We start from the raw sequence: 17,597 nt of genomic DNA, 5'->3' as shown, positions 1-17,597 counted from the left end.
CAGCGAAATAAAAACCGGGAGCTCAGCTCCCGGTTTTTTTATGTCCGTAATTCATTAAGCGGTTTGGGTTTGCCAATCAGGTAACCCTGCAGATAGTCGACCCCGAAGTGAAACAGCTTCTCCCGCTGTTCCGGCGTTTCAACATATTCGGCCACCACACTCAGTGATTTCGTCTTCGCCAGGTTGCAAATCGACTGCACGATCATCGCATCCATATCGTCGGTACAGATATCTTTCACAAAGCACCCGTCAATTTTGATGATGTCCGCCTGCAGACGTCTGAGACGTTCGTAGTTGGCATATCCGGTGCCGAAATCATCAATCGCGATCCGGAAACCACAATCCCGCAACTGCTGAATGTTTTTGATACTGCTGCCCGAATTAGAGAAAGCCTGCTCTTCGGTGATCTCAATCACCACCGCCTGTGGTGCTACGCCATAGCGTTCAAAGAGCGAGCAAATCTCGATGGCCACCTCTTTTTGCATCAACGTCAGGGGCATCAGATTGACAGAAAAACGCACTCCGGCATGCGTCGCTGGATGATCGCGCAGCCACACCAGTAATTTTTCCATCACGCACATGTCGAAGCGGTGGCTCAGGTTAAACTGGGCAATCAGCGGTATAAAGCGGTCTGGGGTGATGATCTCGCCCTCGCTTTCCATGCGCGTCAGTATTTCGTAATACCCGCTACCATCTGCCTTCTGGATTGGCTGGGCGTATAAATGAAACTGTCCGGCATCCAGAGCATGTTTAATGCGCGCTAACATCAAAACCCGCTCGGTTGTTTGTCCTGATGCCACCTCAAGGCTATTGGTTAGCGCCAGTACATTATGCGCTCCGCAAGATTGCTCAGCCAGCCAGCTGAGCTGCCCCAACGTATGGTGTAACTTCTCACCGTTTTCAACCATTCCCCAGGAAGCGCCAAATTCAATATCCAGCCCGGTGTTGTTCCAGACAATCTTACGGCTGTTCAGCTGATCGACCATATGCTGGAGGCGCTCAGCGGTTCCCGGCCCCAGCAATACCAGCACCAGCTCGCTGCCCGGGAGCTGGAAAAGCCGCTCATCTTTTTGCAAAAATGGCTGCAGCGAGGTGGTCACCATCCGTTTGCAATGCACCCGCATAAGAATGCCGTAGTGACGACTCAAGAACTCGAGGTTGTCCATTCGCAGACAGCACACTTTGGCATCAGGGTGGTCCTGCAAAAAATCTTCCAGTGCACGAATGTTCGGTAAACCGGTCAGCGGATCGGTTAGCGCCCTGTCCTGCCAGTCCTGCTTCAGCCACTCGCTGCGCTGATAAATCCGCGACATGTAGAGCAAACAGATGGCGAAAGAGATAAGGACAGACAAAATAAAGGAGAGCGAATGGCCTGACTCCACGCCATTGAGGAAATTATAGTTATAGGTCAACAGCAGAAGTGCGGATGCCGCCCAGAAAAGAGAAATGAGCGCGTAGCTCAGGCGACTGATCCCTAACGTAAAGAGAATAAAAATCACTGGCATTAAATAGCCCGCAATAATAGGTGACTCAAAAGGAGCACATAAAATTGCGAGGATGACGATTAAAAGCATCAGCCAGACTAATATATATAGCGATTTCTTTTGAAAAAACACGGGCTTCACACTGCGTCGCCAGAAGGTGATGGCATAACGTGGATTAATTATCATTCTTAACGGGTAATAGAACATCATGGTAAATATCAACGCCGCGCAGATCAGACTTTGTATATCGACTACGTTATAAATTGCGGTACCTTCACCGAAGAAGGTTGAGATAGTAACCGGGAAATGGAACAAATAACCTGCCAGGTACATCGACACTTTTATGCCTATCGGTACCATAAAGCCGAGCCAAAATATCCGTAACCCAATATGCTTGTTCGGCACGCAGTAGCGCCAGCGCTTGCCCAGTATGATCCTGAGGATGCCGCACCCCGCAAACACCGAGAACGTCTGACAGAACAATAAAACTGAATATTGTAGCGGTGCTAAATCAATGCTGAATATATTAGTGATAGTAAAACTTAACAGAACAGGAATAACCGCCCGACGCCCAAATACCAGAATAACCGCCAGCATTACGCTTAAAGGCAGCCATGCTAAATATACGTCATGACCATTAACAACAGCGCGCGGAGAGATATAACGGGAGAATGGCACCGCAACCAGGCAAAGCGCCAGGGCAGTTATAAATATCTTTACATTATTGTAAGTTTTTCTATTCATTAAGTTAGATAATCTATTTTCCATTCGTATCATTGACCGGATGGATAATATGTTTATTAATTGCGCGAATCAAGTTGAAGTCTATTTATAGACCGCTTTATTGATTTTGATTGAGGTGAGGTACAAAAATACCTCTATTTCAGCAACAAATTAGGGTGAAGAGTTTTACAAAAGCATAAAAAAAACCCCCGTCTTTCGACGAGGGTTCAAATTTTGGTGGAGCTAAGCGGGATCGAACCGCTGACCTCTTGCATGCCATGCAAGCGCTCTCCCAGCTGAGCTATAGCCCCACATGTTGACTTTACTGACCGCACTCTGTTGGGTTCAGAGTGTGGTGGAGCTAAGCGGGATCGAACCGCTGACCTCTTGCATGCCATGCAAGCGCTCTCCCAGCTGAGCTATAGCCCCATCGTAAAGCTGTCATGTTGACGGGCGGCATAATATGAATTCCGCTGCGGAGTGTCAACGGCAAAATCAATGACGGCGGTTCAATCGCCGAAAAATCATGCAAATGAATCACTTTGCGAGTCTGCTCGCAGTCATGAGTTAAGCCTGTCACATTTTCCTCTAAAACGGTGCTATAAAATGAGCCGTTAATTAACCCCACGAATATTCAGGAAATTGCATGATCAAGGAACGAATGACGCCAGAAGAGTTAGCCCTGCTCACTGGCTATAGCCGCCAGACCATCAATAAATGGGTACGCAAAGAGGGTTGGATTACATCGCCAAAACCAGGAGTCCAGGGCGGCAAAGCGCGTCTGGTGCACGTTAATGAAAAAGTGCGTGAGTTTATCCGCAGCGCGCGCCGGGCAAGTGAAACGTCTGAGATACCAGAAAGTGCCAGCCATGATGGCTCGCTTCACTCCCTGCTCCTGACGCTGGCAAATGAAATGACGCCGGAAGAGCAAAGGCAGATGACATCACTGTTACTGCGGGAAGGGATTACCGGATTGTTGCAACGTTTAGGGATACGCGACCAGAACTGATATGAAAAGATTCCGTAGCAAAATGACCACCGAAGAGCTGGCAGAAAATTTGGGTGTTGCACGGCAAACGGTGAACCGCTGGATACGCCAGCAGGGATGGAAAACCGAGGGCGTCAATGGGGTGAAAGGCGGACGTGCACGGCTGATTCACATTGATGCCCGCGTGAAGGAGCACATCATGAGCCTCCCGGCTGTCCGTAACCGTCAGGCGGTGTACCATCTGGCGGAGGTGACATCGTTGTACAGTGACCCCTCCTCTACTTTGCGTCCTGGGATCATCGAGACGCTGGAGAATATGACGCACCTTGAGCAGGAGCGTCTGGATGCCTTACTAAAGCGTGAAGGGATACGCGGCTTTCTTGCACGTCTCGGCATTGCTGAATTTAATGCATAAAAAAACGGCAGGTCTCCCTGCCGTTTTTCATGGTTCAGGCGTTATTACTGCTGATTTTCGCGCTCAGTAATAAAATCCAGCGCCTTGTTAATGCGCGCTACGCTGCGTGATTTACCAATGGCATGAACAGTAACATCGAGTGCCGGAGACTGACCCGCACCGGTGACTGCCACACGCAGTGGCATACCCACTTTGCCCATACCAACTTCCAGCTCATCTGCCGTCGCCTGAATGGCATGATGCACATTCTCGGCAGTCCAGTCAGTCATCGCCGCCAGTTTGTCACGCACCACTTCGAGTGGCTGACGCGCAACCGGACGCAGGTGCTTCTTCGCCGCGTCCGCGTCGAACTCGTCAAACTCTTCATAGAAGTAGCGGCAGCTTTCAGCGATCTCTTTCAGCGTTTTGCAACGCTCGCCGAGCAGTTTCACCAGTTCCGCCAGTTCAGGGCCAGTACGAGTATCAATATTTGCCTGCTCGATGTGCCACTGCAGGTATGTCGCCACATATTCCGGCTGCATGGTATTGATGTAGTGGTGGTTCAGCCAGAGCAGCTTATCAGTGTTAAACGCGCTCGCAGATTTGCTCACCGCGCCCAGAGAGAACAGATTGATCATCTCTTCACGGCTAAAGATCTCCTGATCGCCGCTCGACCAGCCCAGACGCACCAGATAGTTCAGAAGCGCTTCCGGCAGATAGCCGTCGTCGCGATACTGCATGACGCTGACTGCACCGTGGCGTTTAGACAGTTTTTTGCCGTCGTCGCCGTTGATCATGGACACGTGCGCATAGACCGGAACAGGGGCGTTCAGCGCTTTCAGGATGTTGATTTGACGTGGGGTGTTGTTGATATGGTCTTCGCCACGGATAACATGCGTGATTTCCATATCCCAGTCGTCAACCACAACGCAGAAGTTATAGGTTGGGGAACCGTCGGTGCGGCGGATGATCAGATCGTCCAGCTCCTGGTTGCTGAATTCGATCGGGCCCCGGATCTGGTCGTCAAAAATTACCGAGCCGTCCTGCGGGTTAGCAAAACGCACCACGCACGGTTCATCAGCTGCATGCTCGCTATGGTCATGGCGGCAGCGGCCGTCATAACGCGGTTTTTCACCCTTCGCCATCTGATCTTCACGCAGCGCATCAAGGCGTTCTTTGGAGCAATAGCATTTATACGCTGTACCCGCGACCAGCATCTCATCAATCACGGCGTTGTAGCGGTCAAAACGTTTGGTCTGGAAATACGGGCCTTCGTCCCACTCCAGATTCAGCCAGTTCATACCATCCATAATGGCTTCAATTGCTTCCGGCGTGGAGCGCTCAAGATCGGTGTCTTCAATACGCAGTACGAACTCACCTTTGTTGTGGCGTGCAAAAAGCCAGGAATAGAGAGCGGTACGTGCACCACCGACGTGCAGATAGCCTGTCGGGCTCGGCGCGAAGCGAGTTTTGATTTTCATGAAATGGCCTTACGTTATAAAGATGCCGGCAATCGGCAAATCCTGGGAAAAAAACAATGGGCAATATTCTATCACTGTGGGGGGATTCCTCAATGTTGATCCCTTTATCGTGAGGGAGTTTGCGATTTTTGTTTAGAAATCATGCGTCATCGCCCGTTTCGCGATCGTTTTGTTTAATTTTACGACGAACGAATAAAAACTTTAGAAAATGCGTTGACTCATTTTCAACTCTCCCTATAATGCGACTCCACACAGCGGGGGTGATTAGCTCAGTTGGTAGAGCATCTCCTTTACACGGAGGGGGTCGGCGGTTCGAGCCCGTCATCACCCACCATCTACTTAAGTAGACTCGCAGTGTAGATAAGTATTGAGATTGGGCGATTAGCTCAGTTGGTAGAGCATCTCCTTTACACGGAGGGGGTCGGCGGTTCGAGCCCGTCATCGCCCACCATTCTCACCTTATCGCAGCAGTTCCGAAATGGGCGATTAGCTCAGTTGGTAGAGCATCTCCTTTACACGGAGGGGGTCGGCGGTTCGAGCCCGTCATCGCCCACCATTTCGGGTCGTTAGCTCAGTTGGTAGAGCAGTTGACTTTTAATCAATTGGTCGCAGGTTCGAATCCTGCACGACCCACCAATGTAAAAAAGCGCCCTAAAGGCGCTTTTTTGCTATCTGCGGTATGGATGATTCGAACCTGCAGCAGGTCCGAGCCGAACGCAGTGAGGCAACGGAGCCGTTTACGGCGACGGCCCGAAGGGCGAGCGAAGCGAGTCATCCTGCACGACCCACCAATGTAAAAAAGCGCCCTAAAGGCGCTTTTTTGCTATCTGCGGTATAACATCACTCTTCCGTCAACGTTGCTATCAACGACTTAATCGCCGGCGTCGCCTGCTTCTCGTCATACACCACATACAAATCTGCCGGTATACGTACCTGTAATGGACGAAATACCACACCGGGCCACTGCATTTGCGCATAGCTGTCAGCAGCTAACGTAATCCCCATTCCCATGCTGATCATTGCCAGCACCGTCTGTGGTTCATCGGCTTCACGCACTATCATCGGTGAAAAACCGGCCTGCTGGCACACGCGCTGTAAGAACGACCAGTCAGAATGCGCAGACGGCATAGTTACAAAGTACTCATTCTGCAGTTCGGTGAGCGCAATTGCGCTTTCCCCCACCAGCCGGTGATCCTCCGGCAGCGCAACCAGAAACGCCGCATCCCGTAAGCGGATACTGGTAAACCCTGCGGTGGGCTCGGTTGCCATTCGCCAGATCCCGACATCCAACTCCCGACGCTCCAGCAGCGCCATTTGCATTACCGGCGACTTTTCGCGAAAGACGACATCAACGTTCGGATGCTCTTTCAAAAATGTGCGCATGACCGTGCGCACTTCGCTCCACATGGCGGTACCGACAATGCCCAGCGCAATCCGCCCCGCCTCACCCCGTCCAATTTGTTCGACCCGCGCCAGTGCCTGGTTTGCGCTGGCAAGCAGTCGACGGGACTCTTCCATCAACACTTTACCCGCATGGGTCAAGGCGACGCTTCGTGAGTGGCGAATAAACAGTAAGGTACCGAGCTGACTTTCCAGCTCTTTTATATGCAGGCTCAACGGCGGCTGCGACATATTGAGCCGGGCCGCAGCCCGTCCAAAATGAAGTTCCTCAGCGACGGCCAGAAAATAGCGCAGCAGCTTAAGGTCGGTTCGGTAGACGCGTTCCATCAACACATATCCTGGCGATAACACTTATGCTCCCACCTTAAAGCCTTTCACCGCCTGCCGGGAAAACTTTAATGCGCAACTGTGCACAACTCGCTGTTTTTACTGGTGTGGCGATAGTTAAAGCTGAAATAAAACACCACGGCGAGCACCAACGCATACGCCGCAAATACCAGCCAGATGGTCTGCCAGTCTTTCACCCCATCCACGGAGAAATAATCTACCGCCGCGCCGCTCAATACCGATCCGAAATAAGCACCGATACCGTTAACGGTCGTCATAAACAGCCCTTGCGCGCTGGCGCGGATATCAGCGCTTACCTCCTGTTCGACAAACACCGAACCGGAGATGTTGAAGAAGTCGAACGCGCAACCGTAGACCAGCATTGACAGCATCAACAGCCCGACGCCTGTCGCGGAAGGATCGCCATACGCAAAGAGTCCAAAACGCAGCATCCAGGCCACCATACTCATCAGCATCACGGTTTTTATGCCAAAACGTCGGAGGAAGAAAGGAATGGTCAGGATGAACAGCACCTCTGACATCTGCGAGACGGAGAGCAAAATAGAAGGGTATTTAACGATAAAGCTTTCCGCATACGCCGGATTACGCGCAAAATCATACAGAAAGGGGCTACCGAAAGTATTGGTGATTTGCAGCACGGCGCCCAGCAGCATCGCAAACAAAAAGAACACCGCCATTCGGGGCTGTTTAAACAGGACGAACGCATTCAGGCCAAGTTTGCTTGTCAGCGACGATGAGGTTTTATTCTTCGCCACCGGAATGGCCGGTAACGTCAGTGAATAGAGCGCCAGTACCAGCGACGCGGCAGCAGCAATGTAGAGTTGAATGTTGGTTAACTCTGCCCCCATCAGGCTTATGGCCCACATCGCCACAATGAAGCCTACCGTGCCATAGACCCGCACCGTTGGAAAATGGGTCACCGTGTCCAGCCCTGCCTGCTCAAGACAGGAGTAGGAAATGGTATTCGAAAGCGCAATGGTTGGCATAAAGGCCATGGCATTAACCAGCATGACCCAGAACATCAACCCCGGCTCATTGACCTGCGCGGCATAGCAAAGCGCAACGGCACAGACGAGATGGCAAATCACGTATGCACGATCTGCCCGCAGCCACTTATCGGCAATAATGCCCACCAGCGAGGGCATCACGATCGCGGCAAGCCCCTTCGAGCTGTAGACCATACCCACGTCAGAGCCGGAAAAACCCAGGGTGTTAATCATGTAAGCGCCGAGAGTAACGAGCCAGCTTCCCCAGATAAAATATTGCATAAAGGACATCATCTTTAAGCGCGTCGTGATGTTCATACCCGATTCCTTATAGCAGAGTGGCCCTCACGGGCCACGATGTTGTTTCGCTCAGGCAAGCTGGCGCAGAAAACCGCAGATAAGATCGATGAAGTTCTGGCGAGAGAGTTCGGCGGCGGCAAGCGTTTGTTCATGCGACAGTTTTACATCGCTCAGACCTTCAGCAAGGTTGGTTATGGCCGAAACGGCGACCACCTTCAGGCCACAGTGGCGCGCCGAGATCACTTCCGGCACCACTGACATTCCCACCACATCTCCGCCGATGATCTGCATCATGCGGATCTCAGCCGCAGTTTCGAAGTTAGGGCCTGGATAAGAGACAAACACCCCCTCATGCAATGGAAAGCCCTTCTCGCTCGCCACGGTCTGCAGCAGGGCACGGCAATCTGCATCATAAGCATTGGCCAGCGAGAAAAAACGGTCGCCAAAACGGTCATCGTTCAGCCCGACCATCGGAGTACCCGGCAGGGTGTTGATGTGGTCGCAGAGGGCAACCAGGCTTCCCGGTTCAACCTCCGGACGTAACGAACCGGCGGCATTGGTACTGAACAGCAGTTCGCAGCCCAGCAGTTTGAAGGTGCGGATTGCATCGGTCATGACGGCGATGCCGCGGCCCTCATAGAAGTGACCGCGCCCTTTCATACAGGCGACCGGAACACCGGCAAGATGCCCCAACACCAGCTCACCGGCGTGACCGTGAACGGTGCTCACCGGGAAGCCCGGCAGTTTTTCATAGCTCAGTACCACAGCGTCAACAATCTGCTCGGCGAGCGCGCCAAGACCTGAGCCGAGAATAAACGCAACCCGCGGAGTGAAATCAGGTTTAGCGGCACGAATGATGTCGGCAGAGAACCAGGGATTATTCGAGAGGGTCATAAAAGCTCCTTGAGAATTAAGATCGCGATATCACCGATCGCATGACCCTAGTCTTATATCTGGAGCCTGCGGGTTACCTCCAATACACTTTCTCTGCACCATCAATACTGATTTGGTATCAATACCTTTCCCTGCCAGATATGGCAGTTTTGCTCAAGCTAATTGCGTTGGCGCCGATACCTCTGTTTTACAGCGAGAGGAAAAAGTATGACGACCATTCAGGCTACAACCCAGCCCATTCAAACCAGCGGTGGCGGGAGTCGTTCTTCCGGCGGCAACGATATCGCTGCCCAGATCAGCCGTATCACTGACAAGATAACCAAGCTGACTCAACAGTTAAAAGAGGTTGCGAACGGTTCCGGCAGTGCGGAAGAGAAGAAGAAACAGCAGGAGCTTATCCAGGTGCAAATCAAAGTGCTGCAGGCGCAGCTCGCACAGCTGCAGCGCCAGCAGGCGGAAGAAGCCCAGAAGAAACAAGAGCAAAGTCTGGTCAACGTGGAAGGCCCGAAGAACGCATCAGACAATCATCAAATAGACATCTACGTCTAACGCTCTGTTGAGTTAAACAGTGGATCGCGTATACGGGCCTCGGTTAATCGTTGCGCCTGGATACGCACCACTTCCCAGATAGCCTGCGCAGCCCCGGAGAGCGAACGGTTTTTTCGCCGTACCAGCATCAGTTTTCGCTCAATAGCAGGCGTCAGTCGCTTCACGACCAGACGGCTTCCCTGCGGCAAAGGGAGCGCCAGGGCGGGTAATACACTGATCCCTATGCCGGCCTCCACCATGGGAAACAGCGTTGCCGGATGTCCAATCTCCTGCACAATGGTCGCCTTAACGCCCTGCGTCACCAGCGCAGAATCAATCAGCGGACGGCTGCCCGAGGCATAATCCTGTAATACCAGGTTCGCTCCCTGCAACGCCTGCCAGAGAACAGACGGCTGCGCGGCTAGCGGATCGTCGTCCCGGCAAAGCAACAGAAACGGCTCAGAAAGCACAATTTCACACTCCAGGTCACTCACCTGACCGGGATCGATAACAATACCAAAATCCACATCGCCCTGACGGATGCTCTCCAGCACCCACTGCTGCGGCCTGTCATGCAAAACAAAATCGATATCCGGATAGCGATGATTACCCTCTGCAATACACTGCGGGATAAGGTGCGCGGATATCGTCTGGCTGGCCGCAACCCGCACGGTACCCGACAGCTGCTGTCCCAGTCGACCTACATCTCTGAGCGTACTGTTGAGTTCGTCCAGCAGCCGTTCAAGGCGCTGAGCCAGCTGCTGTCCGGCTTCCGTGAGCACGACTTCACGCGTGGTGCGATCAAGCAGCCGGACACCCGTCTGGCTCTCCAGCTCTTTCACGCTGTGGCTTACCGCGGACTGGCTCAGGCCGATGATTCTCCCCTGCCCGACTGAAGCTGCGGGCATGGGCTACGGTGACGAAGATGCGAAGCTGGCGTAAGGAATAATTCATCTGTTTAATTCATGAATGGATGCAATAAATCAATTTTATTTCTCAAACAGAAAAAAGCACAATAGCGATATCTGTTTTCAGGAGTCATTATGAAACTATTTCGTATTCTTGATCCGTTTACGCTTACTCTGGTTGTCACGGTATTACTGGCCTCCTTCTTCCCTGCGCGGGGCGGGTTCGTTCCTTTTTTTGAAGGACTGACGACCGCGGCCATCGCGCTGTTGTTCTTTATGCACGGCGCAAAGCTCTCGCGCGAAGCCATTATTGCGGGGGGGAGCCACTGGCGACTGCACCTGTGGGTGATGTGCAGCACGTTCATCCTCTTCCCTGTACTCGGCGTGCTGTTCGCATGGTGGGCACCGGTGAATGTCGACCCGGCCCTTTATACCGGCTTCCTGTATCTGTGCATTCTGCCGGCCACCGTGCAATCCGCTATCGCGTTTACCTCTCTGGCGGGCGGTAACGTCGCAGCCGCAGTCTGTTCAGCGTCGGCATCCAGCCTGTTAGGGATTTTCGTTTCGCCGCTGCTGGTGGGTCTGCTGATGAACATGCACGGCGCGGAAGGTAGCCTGGAACAGGTAGGTAAAATCTGTCTGCAGCTGCTGCTGCCGTTTGTGCTGGGCCATCTCTCTCGTCCGTGGACGGGCGCGTTTGTTGCAAAGCACAAAAAATGGATCTCAAAAACCGACCAGTCGTCGATTCTGCTGGTGGTCTATTCGGCCTTCAGCGAAGCGGTTGTGAATGGCATCTGGCATAAGGTGGGCGCAGGCTCGCTGCTGTTTATCGTGGTGGTCAGCCTTGTTCTGCTGGCGATTGTGATTGGCGTAAACGTCTTTGTGGCCCGCAAGTGCGGCTTCAACAAAGCCGATGAAATTACCATTGTCTTCTGTGGCTCGAAGAAGAGCCTGGCGAACGGCATTCCTATGGCAAACATTCTCTTCCCGATCTCAATGATAGGGATGATGGTACTGCCGCTGATGATTTTCCATCAGATCCAGCTGATGGTCTGCGCGGTGCTGGCGCGTCGTTACAAACGCCAGACGGAAAAACAGGCGCAGGAAGAGACCCGCGCCGCGAAAGCTTAAGGACGTTTCAGGGGCTGAACCAACTGCGTCAGCCCCTCGGTTTTAATCAGTAACGTGATAGCCATCAGTTCACCCAGTCGTCCGGCCGGGAACCCATCTTTGCGGGCAAACCACAGTAAATAATCTTCCGGTAAATCAATCAGCCTGCGGCCCTTATATTTACCGAATGGCATCTCCGTGTTGGCGATCTCAACGAGCTGCTCTTTCTCCACGTTACTCTCCTAACAGGCGCATCATTTCCGCTTCGTCGATAACCTCAATGCCCAGCTCCTGAGCTTTAGCAAGCTTCGAACCGGCGGCTTCCCCGGCAATAACCAGGTCGGTTTTCTTCGACACGCTGCCTGCCACTTTTGCACCCAGCGCAACCAGTCGTGCTTTAGCATCATCACGTGAAAGCTGGCTCAGGCTGCCGGTCAGAACGACCGTTTTGCCGGCAAACGGGCTGTCGATCTCATCGGCGTTGACCACGACCGGGGCCGGCCATCTGATGCCCTCTTCCAGCAGCTTGCCGATCACCTCGCGGTTGCTCTCTTCGGCAAAGAAGTTAAAGACATGCGTCGCGACGACAATCCCCACGTCCGGGACTCTCTGCAGCTCGTCAATACTCGCTTTTTCCAGAGCTTCCAGCGTACCGAAATACACCGCCAGCCCCGCCGCCGTGGCTTCGCCCACTTCGCGAATACCGAGCGCATAAAGGAATCGGGCAAAGGTCGTCTCTTTGGCAGCATCCAGGGCATTAACCACATTCTGGGCCGACTTCGGTCCCATGCGATCAAGACCCGTGAGCTTACCCGCGGTCAGTTTGAAGAGATCTGCAGGCGTATGAACATATTCTTTCTCTACCAGCTGATCGATAATTTTGTCACCCATTCCGTCGACGTCCATCGCCCGACGGGAAACGAAGTGCTTCAGTGACTCTTTACGTTGTGCCCCGCAGATTAAGCCGCCCGTACAGCGAGCCACCGCTTCACCTTCAACGCGCTCAACGTCAGATCCGCATACCGGGCAATGCGTCGGGAACACGATGGCGCGCGTATCGTCAGGACGCTCTGACTCAACCACGTTCACCACCTGCGGGATAACATCGCCCGCGCGACGAATCACCACTTTGTCACCAATGCGCAGGCCGAGACGTTCAATTTCATCGGCGTTATGCAGCGTGGCGTTACTCACCAGCACGCCGGCAACCTGCACCGGCTCCAGACGGGCAACCGGGGTAATCGCGCCCGTACGGCCCACCTGGAACTCCACGTCACGGACAACGGTCATCTGCTCCTGCGCCGGGAATTTAAACGCCACTGCCCAGCGTGGCGCGCGCGCCACAAAGCCTAACTGCTCCTGCAGCGCAAGTGAGTTAACCTTGATAACCACGCCATCAATATCAAAACCAAGCGTCGGGCGGTCTTCTTCCACTTTGTGGTAGAACGCCAGCACGGCTTCCGGGGAGTCGCACAGCTGAACACGGTTACTCACCGGCAGGCCCCACGCTTTAAACTGCAATAAACGTCCGAGATGGGTATCCGGCAGTTCACCGCCTTCCAGAATCCCGACGCCATAGCAGAAGAAAGTAAGTGGTCGTTTCGCAGTGATACGGGGATCAAGCTGGCGCAGGGAGCCTGCCGCCGCATTACGCGGGTTAGCAAACACTTTCCCGCCGGTACGGCGCGCCTCTTCGTTGATTTTCTCAAAGCCCGCCTGCGGGAGGAATACCTCACCGCGCACTTCCAGACGGGCTGGAATATTATCCCCTTGCAGCTTCAGCGGGATCGCACGGATGGTGCGTACGTTGGTGGTAATGTCTTCACCCGTCGTACCATCACCCCGCGTCGCGGCACGCACCAGCACACCGTTTTCATAGAGAAGGCTGACCGCCAGACCATCCAGCTTCAACTCGCAGCACCAGGTCAGGGAGTCGCTGCTTTTGAGGCGATCCTGCACGCGCTTGTTAAACGCGAGGAAGCTCTCTTCATCAAAGACGTTGTCCAGAGACAACATTGGCACTTCATGACGTACCTGACTGAAAGCACCCAGGGGCTCCGCGCCCACCCGCTGCGTGGGTGAGTCGGGCGTAATCAATTCCGGGTGCTGCGCCTCTAGCTCGCGCAACTCGCGCATCAGACGGTCATACTCCGCATCCGGCACTTCCGGCGCGTCCATAACATGATAGAGGTATTCATGATGGCGAAGCGTGGTTCGCAGTTCAGTGAGTTGTTGTTCGATTGAGTCCATATCACACCATCAATGAGAAAAAACCCCCGACATGCGGGGGTTGAGGAGGAGTCGATGTAAACGCGATGATTACGCGTTGGCTTCCTTAACTTCGCGGATGCGGTCCTGATACTCGCGCAGTTTCTGCGGCGTCATCATACGACGCTGATCGTCGAGCACCACACCACCGACTTCGTCAGCAATGTGCTGTGCGGACTGCAGCATCAGCTTAAAGTTTTGCAGTTCATCACCGTAGGACGGCACCTGCATGAAGATAGTGACACCCGGCGTCACGAAATCACCGGTCATTTCCGGGTCAAAGGTGCCAGGGTTAACCATATTGGCCAGGCTAAACAGCGCCGGACCGCTACCGTCAGGACTCAGGTGACGATGGAAAATATTCATGTCGCCAAACTTGAAGCCTGCCTGTTGAATGCTGTTAAGCAGGACATCGCCATTCAGGTGGGTGCCATGATGCGCAGCCACGTTCATGATGATGACCGCTTCTTTACGCTGCGGTTTTTCAACAACCGGTTCTGGCTCAACTACGGGCTCTGGCTCAACGAGCGGGGCCGGCGCAGGCTGAGGTGCAGGCTGCACGTGAACAGGCTGCTGCGGTTGGTGTACCGGCTGTGCAGGCTGTTGTGGCGCGGGTTGCTGCACAGGCTGTTGCTGAACCGGCTGTGGCGCAGCAGGCTGCTGATGGACAGGCTGTTGCGGCGGCTGACGCACCGGCTCTTCTCCAGGCTGCGGCGCCTGCTGGCGCGGCTGTGCAGAAGCATACGGCGGTTGATACTGGTGCTGCGGAGGCTGACGAGGGGCTTCATGCTCCCCATGAGCCGCGCCGGGCGCAGTATTGACCCGATGAACACGAACTTCACCCACGCCGTCGTCGTCGCTTCCGTCGATGTCATTTTCACTGTCATCGTCATCACGACTGGACTTCATGCGCTTCAGTGGGCGATCGCGAAACATAGAGGAACGCTCTTTACGGCTGGTCCAGAAACCATGTACCAGTAAAGCGATTATGGCGATCGCGCCAACAATGATTAATATCAGACGCAAATCCTGCATCATTATATTCTCTGTTGTTCTAACACCTTGCCACCACGGCAAACATTTACTCACTAAGAGTATTTGCCGTTTACGTCAAGTGCAAGTGTGTGCAGAGCATTCACAGCATAAAGATGAACTAAATCGTGCTTTTTGCTGTTTTTTCGAACATTTCCGAACTGGTCATTGGTCCGTAAGTGGATAATATAGGCGGGTAATTCCACTGGTTGTGAAAAAAGGAGTACAGCCTGGTTATGGTTTCAACATCATCTTCTCCCCCGCGCAGCGGCGTCTGGTATTTTTCTCAGGGCTGGAAACTGGTCTCACTGCCGGGGATTCGTCGCTACGTCATTCTGCCGTTGCTGATTAACATTATCCTGATGGGCGGCGCGTTCTGGTGGCTGTTCACCAGACTGGAGAGCTGGATCCCTTCGCTGATGAGCCATGTGCCGGACTGGCTGCAGTGGCTGAACTACCTGCTCTGGCCGGTAGCGGTTATCTCCGTGCTGCTGGTGTTCGGCTACTTCTTCTCGACGATTGCAAACTGGATAGCTGCGCCGTTTAACGGCCTGCTGGCAGAACAGCTGGAAGCACGTCTTACCGGTGCAACGCCGCCGGATACGGGCATGCTGGGGATCATGAAAGATATCCCACGCATCATGAAGCGCGAATGGCAGAAGTTTGCCTGGTATCTTCCCCGCGCCATTGTGCTGCTTATCCTTTATTTTGTCCCTGGCGTCGGTCAGACGGTGGCCCCGGTGCTGTGGTTCCTGTTCAGCGCCTGGATGCTGGCAATCCAGTACTGCGATTATCCTTTCGATAACCACAAGGTGCAGTTCAAAACGATGCGCAGCGCCCTGCGCACGCAAAAAGTCGCGAATATGCAGTTCGGGGCGCTGACCAGTCTGTTCACCATGATCCCAGTGCTCAACCTGTTCATCATGCCGGTCGCCGTTTGCGGCGCAACGGCGATGTGGGTTGACTGCTACCGTGCTAAGCACGCGTTATGGAAGTAATGCAAAAATGTGTAAAAAGGGGGTGGCTTATGCCGCCCCTTATTCCATACTGATCCCCATTATTTCCTTGCAGTATATAGATATGCGAATTCCTTACTTCCCCCTACCTGTTCAACAGGTATGCTGGGACGGTATCCCAATTTCATACAGTTAAGGACAGGCCATGAGTAAGATTTATGAAGACAACTCGCTGACTATCGGTCATACGCCCCTGGTTCGACTGAACCGTATCGGTAATGGACGCATTCTGGCGAAGGTCGAATCACGTAACCCAAGCTTCAGCGTGAAGTGCCGTATCGGTGCAAATATGATTTGGGATGCTGAAAAACGTGGCGTGCTGAAGCCAGGCGTTGAGCTGGTTGAACCGACCAGCGGTAACACCGGTATCGCACTGGCCTATGTTGCGGCGGCACGCGGTTATAAACTGACGCTGACCATGCCTGAAACCATGAGCATCGAACGTCGCAAACTGCTGAAAGCGCTGGGCGCGAACCTGGTGCTGACCGAAGGTGCCAAAGGCATGAAGGGTGCGATTCAGAAAGCAGAAGAGATTGTTGCCAGCGATCCGGCGAAATATCTGCTGCTGCAGCAGTTCAGCAACCCGGCGAACCCGGAAATTCACGAAAAGACCACCGGCCCGGAAATTTGGGAAGATACCGACGGTCAGGTTGATGTATTTATCTCCGGTGTAGGCACCGGCGGAACCCTGACTGGCGTGTCGCGCTATATAAAAGGCACAAAAGGTAAAAAAGACCTGATCACCGTTGCCGTGGAACCAACCGACTCACCGGTGATCACCCAGGCGCTGGCGGGCGAAGAGATCAAACCCGGCCCACATAAAATTCAGGGTATCGGTGCCGGCTTCATTCCGGGCAACCTGGATCTGAAGCTTATTGATAAAGTGGTGACCATCACCAACGAAGAAGCTATCTCTACCGCACGTCGTCTGATGGACGAGGAAGGTATTCTGGCGGGCATCTCTTCCGGTGCTGCTGTTGCGGCAGCGCTCAAACTTCAGGAAGATGAGGCCTTTACCAACAAGAATATTGTGGTTATCCTGCCTTCATCGGGTGAGCGTTACTTGAGCACCGCACTGTTTGCCGATCTGTTCACTGAAAAAGAACTGCAACAGTAATGCCAGCATGTTAATAACGCGTAAAAAAGCACCTTTTTGGGTGCTTTTTTGTGGCCTGCTTCAAAGTTTTACCCCTCCTGGCATTGATTCACCCCGTTGGGTCTGGTATTTAAACCAGCAATTATTTTGATGCGTGAAATTAATCAGTGAACGAAATAGCCTTGCTGAATCGATTTTATGATTTGGTTCAAGTCTTGCTTTCGCTGCATAATGTTTAATGACGATCGAAACGTCAGCGCTAACAATACAGGCTAAAGTTAAGTCGCCAGGCTAGACTTTAGTTCCACAACACTAAACCTATAAGTTGGGGAAATACAATGTTCCAGCAAGAAGTTACCATTACCGCTCCGAACGGTCTGCACACCCGCCCTGCTGCTCAGTTTGTTAAAGAAGCGAAAGGCTTCACTTCTGAAATCACTGTGACTTCCAACGGCAAAAGCGCCAGCGCAAAAAGCCTGTTCAAACTGCAGACTCTGGGTCTGACTCAGGGTACCGTTGTCACCATCTCTGCTGAAGGTGAAGACGAGCAGAAAGCAGTTGAGCATCTGGTAAAACTGATGGCTGAGCTCGAGTAAGTTTCCGGGTTCTTTTAAATATCAGTCACAAGTAAGGTAGGGTT

15 protein-coding genes, 6 tRNA genes, 1 other RNA gene and 1 pseudogene are annotated in these 17,597 nt (G+C 53.1%); 12 read left to right on the top strand and 11 right to left on the bottom strand.

The window, feature by feature from the left end; all coding sequences use genetic code 11:
* Positions 1-38: 38 nt before the first annotated feature.
* The 3 genes from QE396_RS00860 to QE396_RS00850 form a co-directional block, all read right to left on the bottom strand.
* Positions 39-2,228, bottom strand: coding sequence for an EAL domain-containing protein (locus QE396_RS00860; RefSeq protein ID WP_032669908.1), 2,190 nt, complete (start codon positions 2,226-2,228; stop codon positions 39-41).
* 214 nt (positions 2,229-2,442) lie between these two features.
* Positions 2,443-2,518 (bottom strand) — tRNA-Ala (locus tag QE396_RS00855).
* A 42-nt stretch (positions 2,519-2,560) separates the two neighbouring features.
* Positions 2,561-2,636 (bottom strand) — tRNA-Ala (locus QE396_RS00850).
* Between the two features lie 217 nt (positions 2,637-2,853).
* Between QE396_RS00850 and QE396_RS00845 the strand changes: the two genes are divergently transcribed.
* Entirely contained in the window at positions 2,854-3,216 is a 363-nt protein-coding gene (locus QE396_RS00845) for a YfeC-like transcriptional regulator (protein WP_014171072.1), read from the top strand.
* 1 nt (position 3,217) lies between these two features.
* Positions 3,218-3,610: a YfeC-like transcriptional regulator gene (locus QE396_RS00840; protein ID WP_014171073.1), complete on the top strand. Its 393-nt coding sequence runs from the start codon at positions 3,218-3,220 to the stop codon at positions 3,608-3,610.
* A 44-nt stretch (positions 3,611-3,654) separates the two neighbouring features.
* Here the strand turns inward: QE396_RS00840 and gltX are convergent, their stop codons facing one another.
* Entirely contained in the window at positions 3,655-5,070 is a 1,416-nt protein-coding gene (gene gltX, locus QE396_RS00835) for a glutamate--tRNA ligase (protein ID WP_014171074.1), read from the bottom strand.
* A gap of 258 nt (positions 5,071-5,328) precedes the next feature.
* Here gltX and QE396_RS00830 point away from each other — a divergent pair.
* The 5 genes from QE396_RS00830 (at position 5,329) to QE396_RS00810 (ending at position 5,861) form a co-directional block, all read left to right on the top strand.
* A tRNA-Val gene (locus tag QE396_RS00830) sits at positions 5,329-5,404 on the top strand.
* Between the two features lie 41 nt (positions 5,405-5,445).
* Positions 5,446-5,521: transfer RNA gene (locus tag QE396_RS00825), tRNA-Val, on the top strand.
* 29 nt (positions 5,522-5,550) lie between these two features.
* Positions 5,551-5,626 (top strand) — tRNA-Val (locus QE396_RS00820).
* A 4-nt stretch (positions 5,627-5,630) separates the two neighbouring features.
* Positions 5,631-5,706: transfer RNA gene (locus tag QE396_RS00815), tRNA-Lys, on the top strand.
* Positions 5,707-5,733: 27 nt separating this feature from the next.
* A non-coding RNA gene (locus QE396_RS00810) (RtT sRNA) lies at positions 5,734-5,861 on the top strand.
* A gap of 49 nt (positions 5,862-5,910) precedes the next feature.
* Here the strand turns inward: QE396_RS00810 and QE396_RS00805 are convergent.
* The 3 genes from QE396_RS00805 to xapA form a co-directional block, all read right to left on the bottom strand.
* On the bottom strand, positions 5,911-6,798 hold the full coding sequence (locus QE396_RS00805; protein WP_020883096.1) for a LysR family transcriptional regulator: 888 nt from the start codon (positions 6,796-6,798) through the stop codon (positions 5,911-5,913).
* A 68-nt stretch (positions 6,799-6,866) separates the two neighbouring features.
* Entirely contained in the window at positions 6,867-8,123 is a 1,257-nt protein-coding gene (locus tag QE396_RS00800; RefSeq protein WP_020883095.1) for a nucleoside permease, read from the bottom strand.
* A 51-nt stretch (positions 8,124-8,174) separates the two neighbouring features.
* Positions 8,175-8,999 (bottom strand): xanthosine phosphorylase, encoded by an 825-nt coding sequence (gene xapA / locus QE396_RS00795; RefSeq protein WP_020883094.1) that lies wholly within the window; start codon positions 8,997-8,999, stop codon positions 8,175-8,177.
* A gap of 207 nt (positions 9,000-9,206) precedes the next feature.
* Here xapA and QE396_RS00790 point away from each other — a divergent pair, with 207 nt between their 5' ends.
* Entirely contained in the window at positions 9,207-9,548 is a 342-nt protein-coding gene (locus QE396_RS00790) for a FlxA-like family protein (protein ID WP_020883093.1), read from the top strand.
* On the opposite strand, the pseudogene QE396_RS00785 reads toward QE396_RS00790, so the two are convergent.
* Positions 9,545-10,481, bottom strand: a pseudogene (locus QE396_RS00785) (LysR family transcriptional regulator). The gene QE396_RS00790 and the pseudogene QE396_RS00785 overlap by 4 nt on opposite strands.
* 89 nt (positions 10,482-10,570) lie before the next feature.
* Here QE396_RS00785 and QE396_RS00780 point away from each other — a divergent pair.
* Positions 10,571-11,566, top strand: coding sequence for a bile acid:sodium symporter family protein (locus tag QE396_RS00780; protein WP_020883091.1), 996 nt, complete (start codon positions 10,571-10,573; stop codon positions 11,564-11,566).
* On the opposite strand, the gene QE396_RS00775 is transcribed toward QE396_RS00780, so the two are convergent.
* The 3 genes from QE396_RS00775 to zipA all read right to left on the bottom strand — a co-directional run bounded on the left by QE396_RS00775 (position 11,563) and on the right by zipA (position 14,851).
* A complete protein-coding gene (locus QE396_RS00775) occupies positions 11,563-11,778 on the bottom strand; it encodes a DUF3820 family protein (RefSeq protein WP_014171082.1) in 216 nt (71 codons plus the stop codon). The two genes, QE396_RS00780 and QE396_RS00775, sit on opposite strands and share 4 nt — an antisense overlap.
* A gap of 1 nt (position 11,779) precedes the next feature.
* Positions 11,780-13,795 (bottom strand): NAD-dependent DNA ligase LigA, encoded by a 2,016-nt coding sequence (gene ligA / locus QE396_RS00770; protein ID WP_020883090.1) that lies wholly within the window; start codon positions 13,793-13,795, stop codon positions 11,780-11,782.
* A 69-nt stretch (positions 13,796-13,864) separates the two neighbouring features.
* On the bottom strand, positions 13,865-14,851 hold the full coding sequence (gene zipA, locus QE396_RS00765) for a cell division protein ZipA (RefSeq protein ID WP_020883089.1): 987 nt from the start codon (positions 14,849-14,851) through the stop codon (positions 13,865-13,867).
* Between the two features lie 230 nt (positions 14,852-15,081).
* Between zipA and cysZ the strand changes: the two genes are divergently transcribed.
* The 3 genes from cysZ (at position 15,082) to ptsH (ending at position 17,553) form a co-directional block, all read left to right on the top strand.
* Positions 15,082-15,843 carry a sulfate transporter CysZ gene (gene cysZ / locus QE396_RS00760; RefSeq protein ID WP_020883088.1) on the top strand — a complete coding sequence of 254 codons (762 nt, stop codon included), beginning with the start codon at positions 15,082-15,084 and terminating at the stop codon, positions 15,841-15,843.
* A 163-nt stretch (positions 15,844-16,006) separates the two neighbouring features.
* Positions 16,007-16,978, top strand: a complete 972-nt coding sequence (gene cysK, locus QE396_RS00755; protein WP_020883087.1) for a cysteine synthase A — start codon at positions 16,007-16,009, stop codon at positions 16,976-16,978.
* Between the two features lie 317 nt (positions 16,979-17,295).
* Entirely contained in the window at positions 17,296-17,553 is a 258-nt protein-coding gene (gene ptsH / locus QE396_RS00750; RefSeq protein ID WP_000487600.1) for a phosphocarrier protein Hpr, read from the top strand.
* Positions 17,554-17,597 lie beyond the last annotated feature (44 nt).

Origin of the sequence: Enterobacter sp. SORGH_AS_0287, from assembly GCF_031453695.1 — a bacterium.
Lineage (GTDB): Bacteria > Pseudomonadota > Gammaproteobacteria > Enterobacterales > Enterobacteriaceae > Enterobacter > Enterobacter ludwigii.
Note: the sequence above shows the minus strand (reverse complement) of the source record. Positions and strands in the feature narration are given on the sequence as shown.

What these genes read in the sequence shown, in the direction of transcription:
- QE396_RS00860 (WP_032669908.1), bottom strand. Translation starts at nt 2,228, where the DNA reads ATGAATAGAAAAACTTACAATAATGTAAAGATATTTATAACTGCCCTG.
- QE396_RS00845 (WP_014171072.1), top strand. Translation starts at nt 2,854, where the DNA reads ATGATCAAGGAACGAATGACGCCAGAAGAGTTAGCCCTGCTCACTGGC.
- QE396_RS00840 (WP_014171073.1), top strand. Translation starts at nt 3,218, where the DNA reads ATGAAAAGATTCCGTAGCAAAATGACCACCGAAGAGCTGGCAGAAAAT.
- gltX (WP_014171074.1), bottom strand. Translation starts at nt 5,070, where the DNA reads ATGAAAATCAAAACTCGCTTCGCGCCGAGCCCGACAGGCTATCTGCAC.
- QE396_RS00805 (WP_020883096.1), bottom strand. Translation starts at nt 6,798, where the DNA reads ATGGAACGCGTCTACCGAACCGACCTTAAGCTGCTGCGCTATTTTCTG.
- QE396_RS00800 (WP_020883095.1), bottom strand. Translation starts at nt 8,123, where the DNA reads ATGAACATCACGACGCGCTTAAAGATGATGTCCTTTATGCAATATTTT.
- xapA (WP_020883094.1), bottom strand. Translation starts at nt 8,999, where the DNA reads ATGACCCTCTCGAATAATCCCTGGTTCTCTGCCGACATCATTCGTGCC.
- QE396_RS00790 (WP_020883093.1), top strand. Translation starts at nt 9,207, where the DNA reads ATGACGACCATTCAGGCTACAACCCAGCCCATTCAAACCAGCGGTGGC.
- QE396_RS00780 (WP_020883091.1), top strand. Translation starts at nt 10,571, where the DNA reads ATGAAACTATTTCGTATTCTTGATCCGTTTACGCTTACTCTGGTTGTC.
- ligA (WP_020883090.1), bottom strand. Translation starts at nt 13,795, where the DNA reads ATGGACTCAATCGAACAACAACTCACTGAACTGCGAACCACGCTTCGC.
- zipA (WP_020883089.1), bottom strand. Translation starts at nt 14,851, where the DNA reads ATGATGCAGGATTTGCGTCTGATATTAATCATTGTTGGCGCGATCGCC.
- cysZ (WP_020883088.1), top strand. Translation starts at nt 15,082, where the DNA reads ATGGTTTCAACATCATCTTCTCCCCCGCGCAGCGGCGTCTGGTATTTT.
- cysK (WP_020883087.1), top strand. Translation starts at nt 16,007, where the DNA reads ATGAGTAAGATTTATGAAGACAACTCGCTGACTATCGGTCATACGCCC.
- ptsH (WP_000487600.1), top strand. Translation starts at nt 17,296, where the DNA reads ATGTTCCAGCAAGAAGTTACCATTACCGCTCCGAACGGTCTGCACACC.